The organism is Actinopolymorpha singaporensis (genome assembly GCF_900104745.1).
In the GTDB taxonomy this organism is placed as follows: domain Bacteria; phylum Actinomycetota; class Actinomycetes; order Propionibacteriales; family Actinopolymorphaceae; genus Actinopolymorpha; species Actinopolymorpha singaporensis.
In genome coordinates this window covers 4,409,180-4,425,185 of record NZ_LT629732.1, presented here as the reverse complement: position 1 = coordinate 4,425,185, position 16,006 = coordinate 4,409,180, and the positions used below count along the sequence as shown (strand labels likewise).

At 71.3% G+C, this 16,006-nt stretch carries 16 protein-coding genes and 4 tRNA genes; 9 read left to right on the top strand and 11 right to left on the bottom strand.

Annotated elements, in window-relative coordinates:
• Positions 1–68: 68 nt before the first annotated feature.
• Positions 69–1,043, top strand: coding sequence for an alpha/beta fold hydrolase (locus BLU27_RS19875; RefSeq protein ID WP_092655174.1), 975 nt, complete (start codon positions 69–71; stop codon positions 1,041–1,043).
• A gap of 135 nt (positions 1,044–1,178) precedes the next feature.
• The gene (locus tag BLU27_RS19870; protein WP_092655173.1) at positions 1,179–1,574 is read left to right on the top strand and encodes a cupin domain-containing protein; all 396 of its coding nucleotides are present in this window, start codon (positions 1,179–1,181) and stop codon (positions 1,572–1,574) included.
• A gap of 48 nt (positions 1,575–1,622) precedes the next feature.
• Here BLU27_RS19870 and BLU27_RS19865 read toward each other — a convergent pair whose 3' ends face one another.
• The 8 genes from BLU27_RS19865 to BLU27_RS19835 form a co-directional block, all read right to left on the bottom strand.
• Entirely contained in the window at positions 1,623–2,135 is a 513-nt protein-coding gene (locus tag BLU27_RS19865; RefSeq protein ID WP_241828032.1) for an HIT family protein, read from the bottom strand.
• Positions 2,136–2,295: 160 nt separating this feature from the next.
• A complete protein-coding gene (gene sthA, locus BLU27_RS19860) occupies positions 2,296–3,702 on the bottom strand; it encodes a Si-specific NAD(P)(+) transhydrogenase (protein ID WP_092655171.1) in 1,407 nt (468 codons plus the stop codon).
• 98 nt (positions 3,703–3,800) lie between these two features.
• The gene (locus BLU27_RS19855) at positions 3,801–4,067 is read right to left on the bottom strand and encodes a PfkB family carbohydrate kinase (protein WP_157728710.1); all 267 of its coding nucleotides are present in this window, start codon (positions 4,065–4,067) and stop codon (positions 3,801–3,803) included.
• A complete protein-coding gene (locus BLU27_RS29245; protein WP_157728708.1) occupies positions 4,067–4,231 on the bottom strand; it encodes a hypothetical protein in 165 nt (54 codons plus the stop codon). Before BLU27_RS29245 ends, BLU27_RS19855 begins: the two co-directional genes overlap by 1 nt.
• Positions 4,232–4,252: 21 nt before the next feature.
• Positions 4,253–6,238 carry a threonine--tRNA ligase gene (gene thrS / locus BLU27_RS19850; protein WP_092655169.1) on the bottom strand — a complete coding sequence of 662 codons (1,986 nt, stop codon included), beginning with the start codon at positions 6,236–6,238 and terminating at the stop codon, positions 4,253–4,255.
• A gap of 102 nt (positions 6,239–6,340) precedes the next feature.
• Positions 6,341–6,976, bottom strand: a complete 636-nt coding sequence (locus BLU27_RS19845; RefSeq protein WP_092655168.1) for a nucleotide exchange factor GrpE — start codon at positions 6,974–6,976, stop codon at positions 6,341–6,343.
• Positions 6,977–6,978: 2 nt separating this feature from the next.
• A complete protein-coding gene (locus tag BLU27_RS19840) occupies positions 6,979–8,073 on the bottom strand; it encodes a J domain-containing protein (protein ID WP_092655167.1) in 1,095 nt (364 codons plus the stop codon).
• Positions 8,074–8,138: 65 nt separating this feature from the next.
• Positions 8,139–9,731: an Hsp70 family protein gene (locus tag BLU27_RS19835; protein WP_092655166.1), complete on the bottom strand. Its 1,593-nt coding sequence runs from the start codon at positions 9,729–9,731 to the stop codon at positions 8,139–8,141.
• Positions 9,732–9,893: 162 nt separating this feature from the next.
• Here BLU27_RS19835 and yaaA point away from each other — a divergent pair, with 162 nt between their 5' ends.
• Positions 9,894–10,694, top strand: coding sequence for a peroxide stress protein YaaA (gene yaaA, locus BLU27_RS19830; protein ID WP_092655165.1), 801 nt, complete (start codon positions 9,894–9,896; stop codon positions 10,692–10,694).
• Positions 10,695–10,838: 144 nt separating this feature from the next.
• On the opposite strand, the gene BLU27_RS19825 is transcribed toward yaaA, so the two are convergent.
• Both BLU27_RS19825 and BLU27_RS29240 read right to left on the bottom strand, forming a co-directional pair.
• Positions 10,839–10,910 (bottom strand) — tRNA-Val (locus BLU27_RS19825).
• A gap of 47 nt (positions 10,911–10,957) precedes the next feature.
• Positions 10,958–11,590, bottom strand: coding sequence for a TIGR02611 family protein (locus BLU27_RS29240; protein WP_157728706.1), 633 nt, complete (start codon positions 11,588–11,590; stop codon positions 10,958–10,960).
• A 301-nt stretch (positions 11,591–11,891) separates the two neighbouring features.
• On the opposite strand from BLU27_RS29240, the gene BLU27_RS19815 reads away from it, so the two are divergent.
• On the top strand, positions 11,892–12,329 hold the full coding sequence (locus BLU27_RS19815) for an SsgA family sporulation/cell division regulator (protein ID WP_092655164.1): 438 nt from the start codon (positions 11,892–11,894) through the stop codon (positions 12,327–12,329).
• A 123-nt stretch (positions 12,330–12,452) separates the two neighbouring features.
• Here the strand turns inward: BLU27_RS19815 and BLU27_RS19810 are convergent, their stop codons facing one another.
• Positions 12,453–13,274, bottom strand: coding sequence for an aminotransferase class IV (locus BLU27_RS19810; RefSeq protein ID WP_092655163.1), 822 nt, complete (start codon positions 13,272–13,274; stop codon positions 12,453–12,455).
• A gap of 110 nt (positions 13,275–13,384) precedes the next feature.
• Between BLU27_RS19810 and BLU27_RS19805 the strand changes: the two genes are divergently transcribed.
• The 5 genes from BLU27_RS19805 to BLU27_RS19785 all read left to right on the top strand — a co-directional run bounded on the left by BLU27_RS19805 (position 13,385) and on the right by BLU27_RS19785 (position 15,635).
• Entirely contained in the window at positions 13,385–14,587 is a 1,203-nt protein-coding gene (locus BLU27_RS19805) for a CapA family protein (RefSeq protein ID WP_092655162.1), read from the top strand.
• 58 nt (positions 14,588–14,645) lie between these two features.
• A tRNA-Gly gene (locus BLU27_RS19800) sits at positions 14,646–14,718 on the top strand.
• A gap of 56 nt (positions 14,719–14,774) precedes the next feature.
• Positions 14,775–14,848, top strand: a tRNA-Cys gene (locus BLU27_RS19795).
• Positions 14,849–14,864: 16 nt separating this feature from the next.
• Positions 14,865–14,936, top strand: a tRNA-Val gene (locus tag BLU27_RS19790).
• 222 nt (positions 14,937–15,158) lie between these two features.
• Complete coding sequence (locus tag BLU27_RS19785; protein ID WP_092655161.1) at positions 15,159–15,635, top strand: hypothetical protein; 477 nt, start codon at positions 15,159–15,161, stop codon at positions 15,633–15,635.
• Positions 15,636–16,006: the final 371 nt, after the last annotated feature.

The following is a 16,006-nucleotide window of genomic DNA, read 5'->3' as shown; positions in this document are numbered from 1 at the left end:
CGTACGTGCCCCGGGTGACGACCCGCGCCGGCCTCATCCCAGCTCCACCGCCTCAGGAAGGACCGTCCATGCCCCTGACGTTCGACATGCCGAGGGAAAAGCTCGCGACGTACACCGGCACCAACCCCCGGCCCGCGGACTTCGACGAGTATTGGGACGCCGCGCTGGCCGAGCTGGACACCCTCGACCCGAAGGTCGAGTTGGAGCCGGCCGACTTCCAGACGTCGTTCGCCGAGTGCTTCCACCTGTGGTTCCAGGGCACCGGCGGCGCCCGGGTGCACGCCAAGCTGCTGCGTCCCCGCAACCCCTCCGGGCAGCACCCCGGCGTGGTCCACTTCCACGGGTACTCCGGCCGCTCGGCCGACTGGTCGGAGCTGCTCGGCCACGTGGCACTCGGGTTCACCGTCGCCGCGCTGGACTGCCGCGGTCAGGGCGGGCTGTCGGAGGACGTCGGCGGGGTGACCGGCTGGACCCTGCGCGGCCACATCGTCCGCGGCCTGGACGACGGGCTGGCACAGGCGCCCGAGAAGCTGTACTACCGCCACGTCTACCTCGACACCGCCCTGCTGGCCCGGATCGTCATGGACATGGACGACGTGGACGAGAACCGCGTCGGCGCCACCGGTGGAAGCCAGGGTGGCGGGCTGACCCTCGCCTGTGCAGCACTGGAGCCCCGGATCAGGCGGGCCGCCCCGACGTTCCCGTTCCTGACCGACTACCGGCGGGTGTGGGACCTCGACCTGGCCAAGCACGCCTACGCCGAACTGCAGGAGTGGTTCCGCCGCTTCGACCCGCTGCACGAACGCGAGGACGAGGTCTTCACCACCCTCGGGTACGTCGACGTCCAGCACCTCGCGCCGAGAATCCGGGCGGAGATCCTGATGGGCGTGGGGCTCGGCGACCAGGTCTGCCCGCCGTCCACGCAGTTCGCGGCGTACAACAAGATCACCAGCGAGAAGTCCCTGCGGATCTACCCGGACTACGGCCACGAGGGCCTGCCGGGCAACGGCGACGCGATCTACACGTTCCTGGCGCAGCTGTAGCACTCGGGGGTTCGTTCGCCGGTGGTTCACCGGTTCGGGCCGGGGCACGAGCGACGTGGGGCGCCACCGCCCTCGGCTCGGCCCCGGCCGAACCAGTACCTGCGTCCCCGTCGCGTAAGCAGGCACAGTAGGTGCATGAGCAAAGATCCGATCGCGCTGAACGACGCGCTGGCATCCTTCGACGCGCGGTGGAGCCCGCGCGTCGTCACCCGGGTCAACGACTACGACGTCCGGGTCGCCAAGGCCGAGGGTGAGCACGTGTGGCACGTCCACGAGGACACCGACGAGTTCTTCCTGGTCGTCGACGGCGAACTGCACATCTCCCTACGCGAGCCCGCCGGCGAACGGACCGTGGTCCTGCGCCCGGGGTCGGTCTTCACCGTGCCGCGGGGCACCGAGCACAAGCCGTCCGCACCGAAGGGCGCGTCGATCATGCTGTTCGAACCCACCGGCACGTCGTCCGTCGGTGACCGGCACGACGAGGTGCCCGCCCACCTGGACGCCACCACCGGGCACGAGCTGGGTACCTGAGCGGACCGGTCCGCCGACCGGCTCGGACGGATCAGGTGGTCGGGTCAGTCAGTCGGTCGGCCAGGCCTGCGCCAGCAGAGCCCGGGTCTCGCGCAGCAACACCGGCAGCACCTTGGTCCGGCCGACGACCGGCATGAAGTTGGTGTCGCCTGCCCACCTCGGCACGATGTGCTGGTGCAGGTGGGCGGCGATGCCGGCGCCGGCGACCGGGCCCTGGTTCAGCCCGACGTTGAAGCCCTGCGCGCCCGACGCCGCCCGCACCGCGCGCATGGCCTGCTTGGTGAGCAGGGCGACCTCGTCGGTCTCCTCGTCGGTGAGCTCGGTGTAGTCGGCGACATGGCGGTACGGGCAGACCATCAGGTGGCCCGGGTTGTAGGGGTAGAGGTTGAGCACCGCGAAGGCGACCTTGCCGCGGGTCACCACCAGCCCGTCCTCGTCGGAGCGGTGCGGGATGTCGCAGAACGGACATCCGTCGCGGGGCCCGTCGCCGCGCGGCTTGTTCTCGCCGAGGATGTAGGCCATCCGGTGGGGCGTCCACAGCCGTTCGAACGCGTCGGGGATGCCGACGCCTTCCTGCGGCTCGGGATCGGCGGGCCGCTCGGGCTCGCCGGGCTGATCCGGCTGGTGCTGGTGCTCCGGCTCGTCCACCCACCAGATCTTACGGACGGCGTGCGCCCCACGCGCGCCTCGCCCGTCCCGCCCCGCACCCACCCCGTCCGGGTCAGGTCAGGAAGCGTTGCACCGCCCGCATCTTGTTCATCGCGTCCAGTGCGGCGACCTTGTAGGACTCCGCCAGCGTGGGGTAGTTGAACACCGCGTCCACGAGGTAGTCGACGGAGGCACCGCACCCCATCACCGTCTGCCCGATGTGCACCAGCTCGGTCGCACCGGTGCCGAACACGTGGACGCCGAGCAGTTTCCGCTCTTCCGCGTGCACGAGCAGCTTGAGCATGCCGTAGCTGTCGCCCAGGATGGCGCCACGGGCCAGCTCGCGGTACCGGGAGACGCCAACCTCGAACGGCACGTTCGCCTCGGTCAGCTCGTCCTCGGTACGGCCGACGTAGCTGATCTCGGGGATCGTGTAGATGCCGATCGGCTGCAGCTCGCCCAGTTCGGTCCCGACGGGTTCCTCCAGGGCGTGGTAGGCGGCCCGCCTGCCCTGCTCCATCGAGGTGGCCGCCAGCGCGGGGAAGCCGATCACGTCGCCGACGGCGTAGATGTGGGGTACGGCGGTGCGGTAGTGCTCGTCGACCGCGATCCGGCCGCGGGCGTCGGCCTCCAGCCCGGCGTTGCCGACCTCGAGCGCCTCGGTGACACCCTGCCGGCCGGCGGAGTACATCACCGTGTCGGCGGGGATCCGCTTGCCGCTTTCCAGCACGGTCAGGGTCGCGCCGTCGTGGTGGTCGACCCGCGCCACCGTCTCGTTGAAGCGGAACGTCACCGCGAGGTCGCGCAGCTGGTACTTCAGTGCCTCGACGATCTCCAGGTCGCAGAAGTCCAGCATCCGGTCGCGGCGTTCGACCACGGTGACCTTGGTGCCGAGCGCGGCGAACATCGAGGCGTACTCGATGCCGATCACCCCGGCGCCGACCACCACCATCGACGACGGGATCTGGTCCATCTCCAGGAGCTGGTCGGAGTCGACGATGCTGCGGCCGTCGAAGGCCACCGAGGACGGCCGGGCGGGGCGGGTGCCGACCGCGATCACGATCCGGTCGGCGGTGACGGTGCGCACGCTGCCGTCGGGTCCGGTGACCGCGACGGTGTGGTCGTCGGCGAACCTGCCCACGCCGAACAGCATCTGCACGCGGTTGCGGGCGAGCTGGCTGCGGATGACGTCGATCTCGCGGCCGATGACGTGCTGGGTGCGGGCGGACAGGTCGGCGACGGTGATGTCGTCCTTCAGCCGGTACGCCGAACCGTACAGCTCCCGCTGGTTGAGCCCGGTGAGGTAGAGGATCGCCTCCCGCAGCGTCTTGGACGGGATGGTGCCGGTGTTGATGCAGACCCCGCCGATCATGTGCCGCTTCTCCACCACCGCCGTGCGGCGGCCGAGCTTGGCGCCCGCGATCGCGGCCTTCTGGCCGCCGGGCCCGGATCCGATGACGAGCAGGTCGTAGTCGTACATCCGCAGTCTCCTGACACCAGCGAGGGCCCGACCCGACCATCCTGCCGGGCCGCCGCACTTGTGTCGATCAGTGCCGATCGGGGGCTGATCGGGGCCGGTCAGGACCGAGCGGCGGCCAGCGCGTCCAGGCCGGCGCGGTCGAGGAACCCCGCCGCTCCCCCGGCCGCGCCGACCTTCCAGGAGGCGAGGTACGCCGCCCGGCGAAGCGCGGCCCGCGGTTCCAGGCCGCGGGTCCAGCCGTCCAGGAAGGCGGCGAACAACGCGTCGCCGGCGCCGACCGTGCTCACCACCTCACGAGTGCCTACGGCGGGCAGGTGCACCGTCCGGGCCACCCCCGCGACCGACGGCCGAGGCGAAGCGCACATCATGGCCCACCGCGTGCAGCGCCAACGCCACGTTGACACCGACGCCGGACACCGACGCCGGACACCGAGGTCGACAGCACGTGCTCGCCGAACGCGTCGGCGTCGGCCAGCAGGCCGTCGGGCACCGTCGTCTCGACGCTGGTGTGCCCGACGACCGCGATCATTCGCCGAGCCGCCGGCCGGACCTAGACCTGTACGCGGCGGCGTACGGCGTCCAGGATCTCCGCGACCGCCTCGTCGACCGGTACGCCGTTCTTCTGCTCACCGGAGCGGTACCGGAACGACACCGCGCCCTTGGCGACGTCGTCGTCGCCGGCCAGCAGCATGTACGGCACCTTCTGCTTCTGAGCGTTGCGGATCTTCTTCTGCATCCGGTCGTCGGAGGTGTCGATCTCCACCCGGACGCCGTGCCCGGTGAGCTTGGCGGCCACGTCCTGCAGGTAGGGGACGTGCTCGTCGGTGATCGGGATCCCGACCACCTGGACCGGCGCCAGCCAGGGAGGGAACGCACCGGCGTAGTGCTCGACCAGCACGCCTAGGAACCGCTCGATCGAGCCGAACTTCGCCGAGTGGATCATCACCGGCTGCTGCCGCGAGCCGTCAGCCGCCTGGTACTCCAGCCCGAACCCGGCCGGCTGGTTGAAGTCGTACTGGATGGTCGACATCTGCCAGGTCCGCCCGATCGCGTCCCGGGTCTGCACGGAGATCTTCGGGCCGTAGAACGCCGCACCGCCCGGGTCGGGCACCAGCTCCAGGCCGGTCTCCTTGGCGGTGTCCTCGAGGATCTTGGTGGCCTCGGCCCACTGCTCGTCGCTGCCGATGAACTTGTCGGAGTCGTCGCGGGTGGACAGCTCGAGGTAGAAGTCGTCCAGACCGAAGTCCTTGAGCAGCCCGAGCACGAACCCGAGCAGGTGCTTGATCTCGTCGGCGGCCTGCTCGGGGGCGACGTAGGAGTGCGAGTCGTCCTGGGTCATGCCGCGCACCCGAGTGAGCCCGTGCACGACACCGGACTTCTCGAACCGGTAGACCGCGCCGAACTCGAAGAACCGCAGCGGCAGCTCACGGTAGGAGCGGCCCCGCGAGCGGTAGATCAGGTTGTGCATCGGGCAGTTCATCGCCTTGACGTAGTAGTTCGCGCCCTCGACCTCCATGGGCGGGAACATCGTGTCGGCGTAGTACGGCAGGTGCCCGGACGTCTCGAACAGTCCGCCCTTGGTGATGTGCGGCGTCCCGACGTACTGGAAGCCCTCCTCCAGGTGGCGCCGGCGGACGTAGTCCTCCATCTCGCGCTTGACGACACCGCCCTTGGGGTGGAACACCGCGAGCCCCGAGCCGAGCTCGTCGGGGAAGGAGAACAGGTCCAGCTCCCGTCCGAGCTTGCGGTGGTCGCGCCGCTCGGCCTCCTCCAGCCGCTGGAGGTAGGCCTTGAGTGCGTCGCGCGACTCCCAGGCGGTGCCATAGATGCGCTGCAGCTGTGGGTTCTTCTCACTGCCCCGCCAGTACGCCGCGGCCACCCGCATCAGCTTGAACGCCGGGATGTTTCGGGTGGTGGGCAGGTGCGGCCCGCGGCAGAGGTCCTTCCACGCGAGCTCACCGTCGCGGCGCAGGTTGTCGTAGATGGTCAGCTCGCCGCCGCCGACCTCGACTCCGGCGCCCTCCGCGGCCGCGCCGGCACCGCCCTTGAGGCCGATCAGCTCCAGCTTGTACGGCTCGTCGGCCAGCTCGGCGCGGGCATCGTCGTCGCCGACGACCCGGCGGGAGAACGTCTGGCCCTCCTTGACGATCTCCTGCATGCGCTTCTCGATGCGCTTGAAGTCGTCGGGGTGGAACGGCTCGGCCACGTCGAAGTCGTAGTAGAAGCCGTTCTCCACCGGCGGGCCGATACCGAGCTTCGCCTCGGGGTAGAGCTCCTGCACCGCCTGGGCCAGCACGTGCGCGGTGGAGTGGCGCAGGATCGCCCGGCCGTCGGCGCTGTCGATCGCCACCGGCTCCACCTCGTCACCGGCCGACAGCGGCCAGGCGAGGTCGCGCAGCTCGCCGTTGACACGGGCCGCCACGACTGCGCGGTCACCGGGCTCGACGCCGATCGCCTCACCGGCCGTCGTGCCCGTCGTCACCTCGGCCTCGGCGCGCTCGCCGGAACGGACGACGGTGACGGTGATCTCGGACACTTCGGGCTCCTCCGGGGGTACGGGGACAGCGAGTGGACTGAGTGGACTACCCGCCGATCCTATGCGGTGACCCCCGCCGCACCGGAGCCGCCGCACGCGCCGTCAGGACCGCTGTCCTGCCGGCCGGTAGCCGACCCCGACCTGGGCCGGACGCAGCAGCCGGTCGGCCAGCGCGTAGCCGGGCCGGCGTACCTCCACCACCCGGCCCACCTGGTCGGCCGCCTCGACCGGCACCCGGGCCACCGCCTCGTGTACCCGCGGGTCGAAGTCCTGCCCCCACGCGTCGACCTCGCGCAGGCCGCGCCGGTGCAGGATCTCCAGCAGCTCCTCCCGCACCGATCCGAGGTTCCCGGCGTCGTCGTCCGCTCCGGACTTCTCTCCGGACTGTGGTCCGGCCCCGCCCCCGCCCCTCTGGCCGGTGAGCGCGTCGATCCGGTCCACGACCAGCAGGATCTCCCGGGCCAGCGGTGCCACGAACTGGTCGACGAGCCCCTGCCGGGCGAACTCCAGCTGGCGGTACAGCTCGTCGTACATCCGCTGCCGGGCCTGGTCCTCCAGCAGGCGGCGCTGGAACAGGTCGCGCAGCGCGGCCACCTCCTGCGCCAGTTCGGCCACTTCCGCCGACCCGACCGGCCGGCCGCCGGGCTGCTGGAACGGCTGCTCGCCCGCTTGCTCGCTCGCCTGCTCGAACGGTGGTTCGGACGGGTGTTCGGCCCGCTGCGAGGTTCGTTCCGACATGCCTAGATCCCCTTCCGGAAGGTCCCGCCGTGGGTGGGACCGCGGCCGCCGCCACGGCCGCGGCCGTATCCGCGCCGGTGCTGCTTCCAGGCCGGCTGCCGATGGCGGACGACGTACAACGCGACGATCAGCACGATCCAGCACGCGCCCACCACGCGCAGGCTCTCCACGTGGGCCAGGGCGACGAACAGGATCGCGCCGGCCAGCGGGACGAGGTACAGCCGCAGCGAGCGGCTGCGAACCCACACCGGGGCGCGCGCCTCTGCGAGCAAGTCCTTCAGCTCCTCGGCGTACATCCTCACGTTCCAGTCGGTCAGGTCGAGCTTGCGGATCCGGCGCAGGTGCCGGCGGACCAGCGTGTACTGCCGCCGGGAGGTGATCACCGGCCGGTCAGTTCCCCGGCCGTCGCCCCAGTGGTCCACGCTGGTGACGGCCACCTCGTACAGCGCCGTCGCCAGCGCGACCTTGACGTCCTCCGCGTCGGGGTTGGCCTCGACCGCGCGTTGCAGGACCGCCAGCCCTTCCTTCACCCGACCGGAACCGACCTGGGCTGCGCCGAGGCCGGTGAGCGCGCGGAGATTGCCGGGCTCGCGTTCGCGGACGTAGTCGTACTCGGCCTGGGCGAGGCGCCAGCGGCCCTGCTCGAGGTAACGGTCGCCCCGCCGCAGGTGGTCGTGCAGGTCGGGGTCGCGGCGGTGACCGGAGGTGCCCGGGCCGCCGGAGCCGGCCCCGCCGGGGGTGCCGGGCCCCCTCGATCCACCCGGCGCGGGAGCGGGTGCCGGCACCCGGTCGCGTAGGCCGCCGCCGTTGGGCCCGTTTCCCTGGCCGCCGGCCGCGGCGCCGCTGCCTGCCGTCGCGGCGGCCTGCCGGGTCCGGGCGAGTTTCTCGTCGTACGCCGAACGCGCCGCCGGGTCCAGCAGCGCCTTCTCCGCCGCGTCGACGTCACGGACCCGCTGCTCGGCGTACGCCCGGCGCTCAGGATCGGGACTGGACTGACGGCGTACCCAGACCCGGCGCTGAGCGGTGATCGCCGCCCGGATCTGCTCGGTGCTCGCCCCGGGCGCGACCTCGAGGATCTCGTAGTAGTCGACGGGCATGGCTTCAGCGGCCTCAGTCGGGTTCAGTCGGGTTCAGGTGGGTTCAGTCGGCTTCGGTCGCGGACTCAGCTGATGTCCAGCAGCCGCATCCGGTCGGTGGCCGACGCGACCTCGCCCTCGGCCATCGTCGCGACGTTGTTCACCTCGAAGGTGCCGATCCGCTCCCCCGACGTCTTGTCGTGCACCTCGATGAAGACGGTCTGGTCGATGTCGTACGCGTAGACCACCTCGAACGGCGCACCCGCCGGGTAGGGCGGGATGTCGAACGTCTGCTCACCGATCGCGCGTACGTAGTCGGGGTCGTCGTCGTCGCCCTGTGTCACCTCGACCTTGAGCCGGGTCTGGTTGTCCTCGATGGTCTCGAACACCTGGCCGCGCTTGGCGGGGATCTTGGTGTTGGCCGGGATGATGACGACGTTCTCGACGTCCTCGGGTGAGGCTGCGCCGCGGCGCACGGCCAGCGCGCCCAGCCCCTGCGAGGTGACGTCCCGGATGCGGGGGCGGGTCACCGCCGAGGCCAGCACCGGCAGCTGCTCCGCGCTCGCGCCGTCGCCGGTGCCGGTCGCGCTCCCGTTCGTCCCGCCGCGGGCGGCGTCGGCAGCGTCGAGGTCGACCAGGTGCGCCTGGATCGCGGCGCCCAGCGCGACCACCTCGTCGGGGTTGACCGAACGGATGGGCTCACGGCCGGAGACCTTCTCGATCATCGAGCGCACCATCGGCATCCGGGTCGACCCGCCCGCGAGCAGCACGTGGTCGACACCGGACCAGTCCAGGCCGGCGTCGCCGACCACGATCTCGGCGATGTCGCGGGTGCGGCTGATCAGGCTGGAGGTGGCGTCCTCGAACTCCGCCCGGGTGAGCGGCACGACCTTCGACACCCCGCCGCCGGACAGCACCACCCGGGTCTGCTCGACCGTGGTGAGGCTGCGCTTGGCGATCTCGGCCTTCTCCCGCAGATCCGCCTCGGCCTCCGCGCCGTCGAGCAGGCTCGGCCCACCGGCGGCCTGGAAGCGTTCGTCCAGCAGGCGCATCAGGAGGTTGTCGAAGTCGAAGCCGCCGAGGTTGCGGTCGCCCTGTGTGGCGAGTACGTCGAAGTCGCCGCCGCCCACCCGCATCACGGTCACGTCGAACGTGCCGCCGCCGAGGTCGTAGACGAGCACGGTGCCCTCGACCTCGTGCTCGACGCCGTAGGCGAGCGCCGCCGCGGTCGGCTCGTTGAGGACCCGGGCGACGTTCAGCCCGGCGATCCGGCCGGCGTCGATGGTCGCCCGCCGCGGCGCGTCGTCGAAGTAGGCGGGCACGGTCACCACCGCGTCGGTCACCGGCGAACCGAGAGCGAGCTCGACGTCGTCCTTGATGCGACGAAGGATGATCGCGGAGATCTCCTCCGGGCGGTACGTCGTCCCGCCGCTGGTCTCGAACTTCCAGCTCGGGTCGCCCATCGACCGCTTCACGAACTGCACCACGTCCAGCGGCGCGGTCACCGCGGAGCGCTTCGCCATCGTGCCCACGATCGGCAGCTCGTCCTGGAAGAGGACGACCGACGGCGTGAGGCGCTCGCCGTCCCGGTTGACCACGATCTCGGGCTTGCCGAGCTCGTTCACCCGCGCGGCGGCGGAGTAGGTGGTGCCCAGGTCGATGCCGATCGTGTGCCCCACGAGTCCGTCCCTTCGAAGACACAAGTCACCACACCGGCGGCCGGACCGGTGCCGGTCCACCCAACGTAGCTGAACCTTCACCTTCGTGGCGTTCCGCCATCCCGGCAGCATGCGTCCCGGCTCTGCCATCCCCGGCGGTTCCCGTCCCGTACTCTCCCGTTCGTGCTCATCCTGTTGCCACCCTCGGAGGGCAAGGCCGCCGCGGGCAGAGGCCGCCCGGTGGACCTGGATTCGCTGTCGCTGCCCGAACTCACCCCCGCCCGCACCAAGGTCCTCGACGCGCTCGTCGACCTGTGTGGTGACGCGGACCGGACCGACGAGGCGATGGCCGTGCTCGGGCTGTCCGCGAGCCAGCGCGGCGAGGTCGAACGCGACGCGCGACTTCGGGACGCGCCGACGCTGCCGGCGGCCAGGCTGTACACCGGAGTGCTGTACGACGCCCTCGACCTGGCCTCGCTCGGGCCCGCGCAACGGCGCCGGGCGCAGCGCTTCCTTCTGATCTGCTCCGGCCTGTGGGGCGCGGTCCGGTTGCGCGACCGCATCCCGCCGTACCGCTGCTCGATGACCGTCCGGTTGCCCGGCGTCGGCCCGCTGGGCGCGTTCTGGCGGGAGAGCATGCCGACCGCGATCGCCGGCGCGGCCGGGCGCGGGCTGGTGCTGGACCTGCGCTCCTCGGCGTACGCCACCGTCTGGACGCCCACCGGCGAACTCGCCGGCCGCACCGCGACGGTGCGGGTGCTGCAGGAGACCCGGCCGGGTGACGCCTCCAGCCGTACCGTCGTCAGCCACTTCAACAAGGCCACCAAGGGCCGGCTGGTCCGTGACCTGCTGAACGGCGAGGACAACCCGCGCCGCCCGAACGACCTGGTCGACGTGTTGCGAGGGCTGGGCTACCAGGTCGAAGCCGAGCGCCCCGAACACGGGCGGCCCTGGCGGCTGGACGTCGTGGTCGCCTCGGTCTGACGCGGACCGCTGACGCAGACCCGTCGTCTGGAGTCCCGAAGCCGCCTCACCTTGCCCCCTGACGGGCAACTTCGCTGCACTGATTCGCAGCACAAAAGGTAAAGCCCCGGTTGAGAACCGGGGCCGACCCTGCATGGCTGTGAGTGGGCGATACTGGGATCGAACCAGTGACCTCTTCGGTGTGAACGAAGCGCTCTCCCGCTGAGCTAATCGCCCCTCTGCACACCCCGAACGGGGCGACAGAAACCCTAGCGCATCGCCATCTACCGCAACGACCGGACCCACTCCCAGGTGGACATCGCCGGGCCGGGCAACCCCTGGGTCACCACCCACGCGGCCGCGGTGGCGGCGACGAGCACCACCACGACGGCCCCGATCAGGAGGTTGCGCCGGCGGGCCCTCGGGTCCATCGCCTTCTCGCCCGCCGCGCGCGCCTTGTCCTTCGACCACTCCAGAGTTCGGTGCGCCCACGCGAACTCCGTGGCCAGCACGGCGAGCCCGAGGATGACCGTCAGCCAACCGGGACCGGGTGCGATGAACATGACGAGTCCGGCAACGATGAGCAGCACGCCGACCACGAAGACCGCGCCGCGCCAGGTGGCGTTGAGCGTGGGGTGGCGGCGGATACGGCGGCGCGCGCGGTGGTGCCACTGGATCCGGCGCCAGGGCCGGTGCTTCTTCTTGTGGTCCTCGTCGTCGTGGTCGTCGCTGTGCTTGTCCTGCTCGTGGTCGCCGTGGTCGGCTGATCCCCGAACGTCCGACCGGGGCGGCGTGTCGCTTTCGGATGCGTTGGCGTCGCTGTCGTCCACGGTGCGCCGGTCCGGTCGCGGGGGCGCGACGGCCTGCCGGCCATCGGCCACGCCCTCGTCGTGGTCGGTGTGTCGGTAGGCGTTCACGAATCCTCCTGCGTGGTTCTCCGCGCTTCGTCCGTTATGGTTTGAGCGCGGGGCCCGGAGACACAATGCCCCCGCTGCCAGTGGTATAGCCGCAGAGCCTACCTTGAGGTCCGACCCCCTTCTGGTGAAGGGAAAACAGCGATCTCGTCTCGCATGCTGAGAAGTTTGCCGGGGCGAATTCGACCAGACCGGGACGCACCAGCCTCCCCGGTTTGATGCAAGGGACTTTGGAGTAGCAGACTCTCGCGCTATGGCCCTACCGCCGGTCCCGCACCACCCACGGAAAGGCCCCCGCCCCCCGATGGATGCACTACCCGCTTCGGTCACCCACGCGCTGCCGCTCCGCCTCATCGACGGAACGGGAGCCGCGCTGCGGCTGACCGCAGAGCTCCGATATGACGCCGCCGACCCGTATGCCGTCGACGCGGTGTTTCACACTGGCGAACCCCGCGGAGTCCGTTGGGTCTTCGCCAGGGAACTCCTGTCCGAAGGTCTGTTCCGGCCCACCGGTGACGGTGACGTGCACGTCTCGCCCCTCGTGGACGAGACCGGGCGCGCCATCGTGCTCATCGAGCTTCGCTCCCCCGACGGGGAGGCGGTGCTCCATGCTCCGGCGGACGGTCTCGCGACCTTCCTGCAGAGCACGTACTCGATCATCCCTCCGGGTGAGGAGAGCGGGCACGTCGACCTCGACCTGCTGGTCGAGGAACTACGCCGCAGCTCCGGCCCGGCGGTCTAGCCAGGCTACGTGCGGATCGACCCCGGCCCACCTCCTGGGTGGCCCGGGGTCGATCCGACATTGCCTACGGTCGCCTCGGCACGGATCAGGGGTCGATCCGACGATGCGTACGGCCGGATCGGATCAGGGGTCGATCCGATCGGCCGCCGCTCGTGCGAACTCCTCCATGACCCGTGCGGTCACCGGACCGGGAGCGGGCAGCTTCCGCCCGTCCAGTGAGTTCACCGCCTGCACGTCGCGGGTCGTCGAGGTGAGGAAGAGTTCCTCGGCCTCCTCCAGCGCGCTCGCCGGCAGGTCCTTCTCGTACCCTCCGCACCACTCCAGCACCAGCGCGCGGGTCACTCCTGCCAGGCAGCCCGCCGACAGCGGCGGGGTGTAGACCTCACCGCCGAGCACGACGAACACGTTCGAGCCCGTCCCCTCGCACACGTTGCCGACGGTGTTGGCGAACAACGCCTCGGTCGCGCCGTGTTGACGGGCGTGGGCGAGGGCGACGACGTTCTCCGCGTACGACGTGGTCTTCAGCCCGGCGAGGGCGCCCCGCTCGTTGCGCGGCCACGGGACGGTGACCAGCGCGGTGGAGTCGGGTCGTGCGGACAGCTCGGCGATCGCCACCATCACGGTCAGCCCCTGGTCACCGCGTTCGGACCCGAGCGGTGCGGGGCCGCCGGTGACGGTGATGCGCAGCCTGCCGCCGGGCCGGTCCCACGCTTCCAGGACGGCGGAGACGCCGCGGCGGACGGCGGCCAGGTCGAGCCCGGTGAGCCCGAGGCCGTGCGCGGAGCGGGCCAGCCGGTCCAGATGCCTGGTCAGCGCGAACGGACGGCCGTCGACGACCTTGAGCGTCTCGAACACGCCGTCGCCGACAGTGACGCCGTGGTCGAGGGGCGCCAGCGCGGGCGCGTACGGATCCTCGACAAGCCGGCCGTCGACCCAAACTCTCATTCTGCGCACGCATCCCTTTCTGCGACTTTCGGCCTGACCTGCGCCGCCGTAGGCCAACATGGCCAGCCTAGGACCCCCGACGGGCACCTTCGGATACCTACCCTCCAAGCATGGCCGGCCATGGGGGGTTCGGGCGGATCGCGTCTGCCCGGACGAAGCTGTTCGTGTCGTACGTCGCCGTGGGGGCGCTCGCGCTCGGTGCGGGCTGTTCCGCACCGCCCGGCGCGGACCCGAGTCAACCGGCCGGCGGCGCCACGCGGGCCGCAGACCCGGCGACCTCCCCCGCTTCGACGGAGAACCCCGCGGCGGACCGGACCCCGACCGCCACGCCGCGCGGGGGGACCCCGGCGCCCCGGGTCACGCCTCCCGCGCCGGAGCCGATCACGCTGGCGTTCGCCGGCGACATCCACTTCCAGAACCAGCTCAGGTCGCGGCTGGCGGACCCGGGCACCGCGCTCGCTCCCCTGCGCCCGGAGCTGTCCGCCGCCGACCTCACGGTCGCGAACCTCGAGACGGCCGTCACGACCCGTGGCGCGCCGGAGGACAAGCGCTACCGGTTCCGGGCGCCGCCGAGCGCGTTCGACGCGGTGGCCGCCGCGGGGATCGACGTGGTGACCATGGCCAACAACCACGCTGTCGACTACGGACCGGTTGGGCTGCGGGACACCCTCGCCGCAGCCGCGCACGCTCCGGTGGCGGTGGTCGGCATCGGGGCCGACGCGGCTCAGGCGTTCGCGCCGCACGTGGCGAGGATCCGGGGTACGACGGTCGCGGTGATCGGCGCGGACGCGGTTCCCGATCCCACCACCCGGCACTTCGCGGCGGGTGAGGACACCGCCGGGATCGCGGTCGCTGTCCGGCCGGCGCGGCTGCTGGCCGCCGTGCGGGCTGCCCGGCGTACGGCGGACATCGTGGTCGTCTACCTCCACTGGGGCCAGGAGCGGGTGGGCTGTCCGACGTCCGGCCAGCGCGACCTCGCCCGGATGCTCGCCGGCGCCGGAGCCGACGTCGTGGTGGGCAGCCACGCGCACGTCCAGCTGGGTGCGGGGACGCTGGACGACACGTTCGTGGCGTACGGCCTGGGCAACTTCGTGTGGTACTCCCGGAACAGCCGACGGGAGTCGACGACGGGCGTCCTCACCCTGACCATGACGGGGCGGTCGGTGCGGGAAGCTCGCTGGACTCCGGGCCGGGTCGGGGCCGACGGACTGCCCCGATTCACCTCCGGTGACCAGGCTGAACGCCTGCGCCGGGACTTCGCGGATCTGACCGCCTGCACCGGTTTGGGACGGATAGGGACACCCCCGGTTTGAGCCTGGCGAGGGATCCGATAATGTTCTCTGCGCGTCGAGGAAACAGCTCGGGGCACACGCGGACGTAGCGCAGCTGGTAGCGCATCACCTTGCCAAGGTGAGGGTCGCGGGTTCGAATCCCGTCGTCCGCTCGGAGCGGGCCTGGTGGCTTGGGTTTTCATCCAGGTCGGCAGGGCGGCGCGCCGTTGGTGGAGTGGCCGAGAGGCGAGGCAACGGCCTGCAAAGCCGTGTACACGGGTTCAAATCCCGTCTCCACCTCCAAACTCCTCGCACATGCGGGCGATTAGCTCAGTGGGAGAGCGCTACCTTGACACGGTAGAGGTCACTGGTTCAATCCCAGTATCGCCCACCCCGTATGCGCAGTTGGGCCCCGCTCCGGCGGGGCCTTTCGCTTGTCCGGACCGGTTGTCCGGCATCGATTGCCCGGCACGGGCTCCTCCCGCCCGGCCGTCGCCGAAGCAGTACAGCGCCTCAGCCTCCTGACCGGGGCCGCTCGACTGGCCTCCCGCCCTCGCTTGCCACGACCCGTAAGGTAAAGGGACGGTAAAGCGAGCGGAGGAGGTGCCGCACCATGCGTTCCTCCGCCACCGCTGCGTTGGTCACCGCGGCCACCGCTGCTCGACCGGCCCGTCACCGGCGACGGCGGGTTCCCGCGGCACCGTCGGCCCTGCTCCTCCTGAGCGTGCTTGCCGTGCTGGCCGGCAACCTGCTGAGCGGCCCACAGCTTCCGGGCTCTCCACCGGTCCCCTCCTCCGCCGCAGCCGGCATCCACGCCGTCACCCCTGCGACCGCCTCCCCCACGGACACCGCTGGTGAGCACACCGTCGCGTCCGTGGCGCCGGTCCCCGAACGAGGCGAGCGACCCGATGCCGCCGTGGTCGCCGGCGCACCCCTGGTCTCCTGGGTCCACGGACTCAACTCCACCCTCCCCGACCAGGCACCCACGCTCGGCGCCACCGTCGCTTCCGCACCCCCGCCCGGGGCGACCCGGCAGGTACACGCCGCACACACCGACCACCACGCGAGCCGCGCACCTCCACAGGCCTGACGAGCCGACTCCGTCCGCCTGAGTTCCCCGCACGCCCCGGCGCGTGCGAACCATCCGGAGGTCCGACCCGTGAACCGCTCGTACGCGGTGCACGGCGTGGTTGCGCACCTCGGCCGGCCTGCCAGCAGGCCACGCGCCGACACCTGCACGTTCGTGGTCTCCCGCCACGACCACCGCGCCGTGACCCCGCCGTCGCCACCGTCGCCACCCACGTCCGTCCGTCCGCCTGTCTGTCCGTCCGACCGTCCGCACTCCCACATCGACGCCTCCCGAGACTCCCGGGACAGCCGAGACTCCCGGGACAGCCGAGACTCCCGAGCCTGCCGACTCCACCGACTCCGCCTCCTACGTCCAGACCGCCGCGACTCTCG

Bases quoted from the DNA above. Each gene is read 5' to 3' on its own strand.
- BLU27_RS19810 (WP_092655163.1), bottom strand. From the start codon at position 13,274: ATGAGAGTTTGGGTCGACGGCCGGCTTGTCGAGGATCCGTACGCGCCC.
- BLU27_RS19785 (WP_092655161.1), top strand. From the start codon at position 15,159: ATGCGTTCCTCCGCCACCGCTGCGTTGGTCACCGCGGCCACCGCTGCT.
- BLU27_RS19870 (WP_092655173.1), top strand. From the start codon at position 1,179: ATGAGCAAAGATCCGATCGCGCTGAACGACGCGCTGGCATCCTTCGAC.
- BLU27_RS19845 (WP_092655168.1), bottom strand. From the start codon at position 6,976: ATGTCGGAACGAACCTCGCAGCGGGCCGAACACCCGTCCGAACCACCG.
- BLU27_RS19840 (WP_092655167.1), bottom strand. From the start codon at position 8,073: ATGCCCGTCGACTACTACGAGATCCTCGAGGTCGCGCCCGGGGCGAGC.
- BLU27_RS19815 (WP_092655164.1), top strand. From the start codon at position 11,892: ATGGATGCACTACCCGCTTCGGTCACCCACGCGCTGCCGCTCCGCCTC.
- BLU27_RS19875 (WP_092655174.1), top strand. From the start codon at position 69: ATGCCCCTGACGTTCGACATGCCGAGGGAAAAGCTCGCGACGTACACC.
- BLU27_RS19805 (WP_092655162.1), top strand. From the start codon at position 13,385: ATGGCCGGCCATGGGGGGTTCGGGCGGATCGCGTCTGCCCGGACGAAG.
- sthA (WP_092655171.1), bottom strand. From the start codon at position 3,702: ATGTACGACTACGACCTGCTCGTCATCGGATCCGGGCCCGGCGGCCAG.
- BLU27_RS19855 (WP_157728710.1), bottom strand. From the start codon at position 4,067: ATGTGCGCTTCGCCTCGGCCGTCGGTCGCGGGGGTGGCCCGGACGGTG.
- BLU27_RS29245 (WP_157728708.1), bottom strand. From the start codon at position 4,231: ATGATCGCGGTCGTCGGGCACACCAGCGTCGAGACGACGGTGCCCGAC.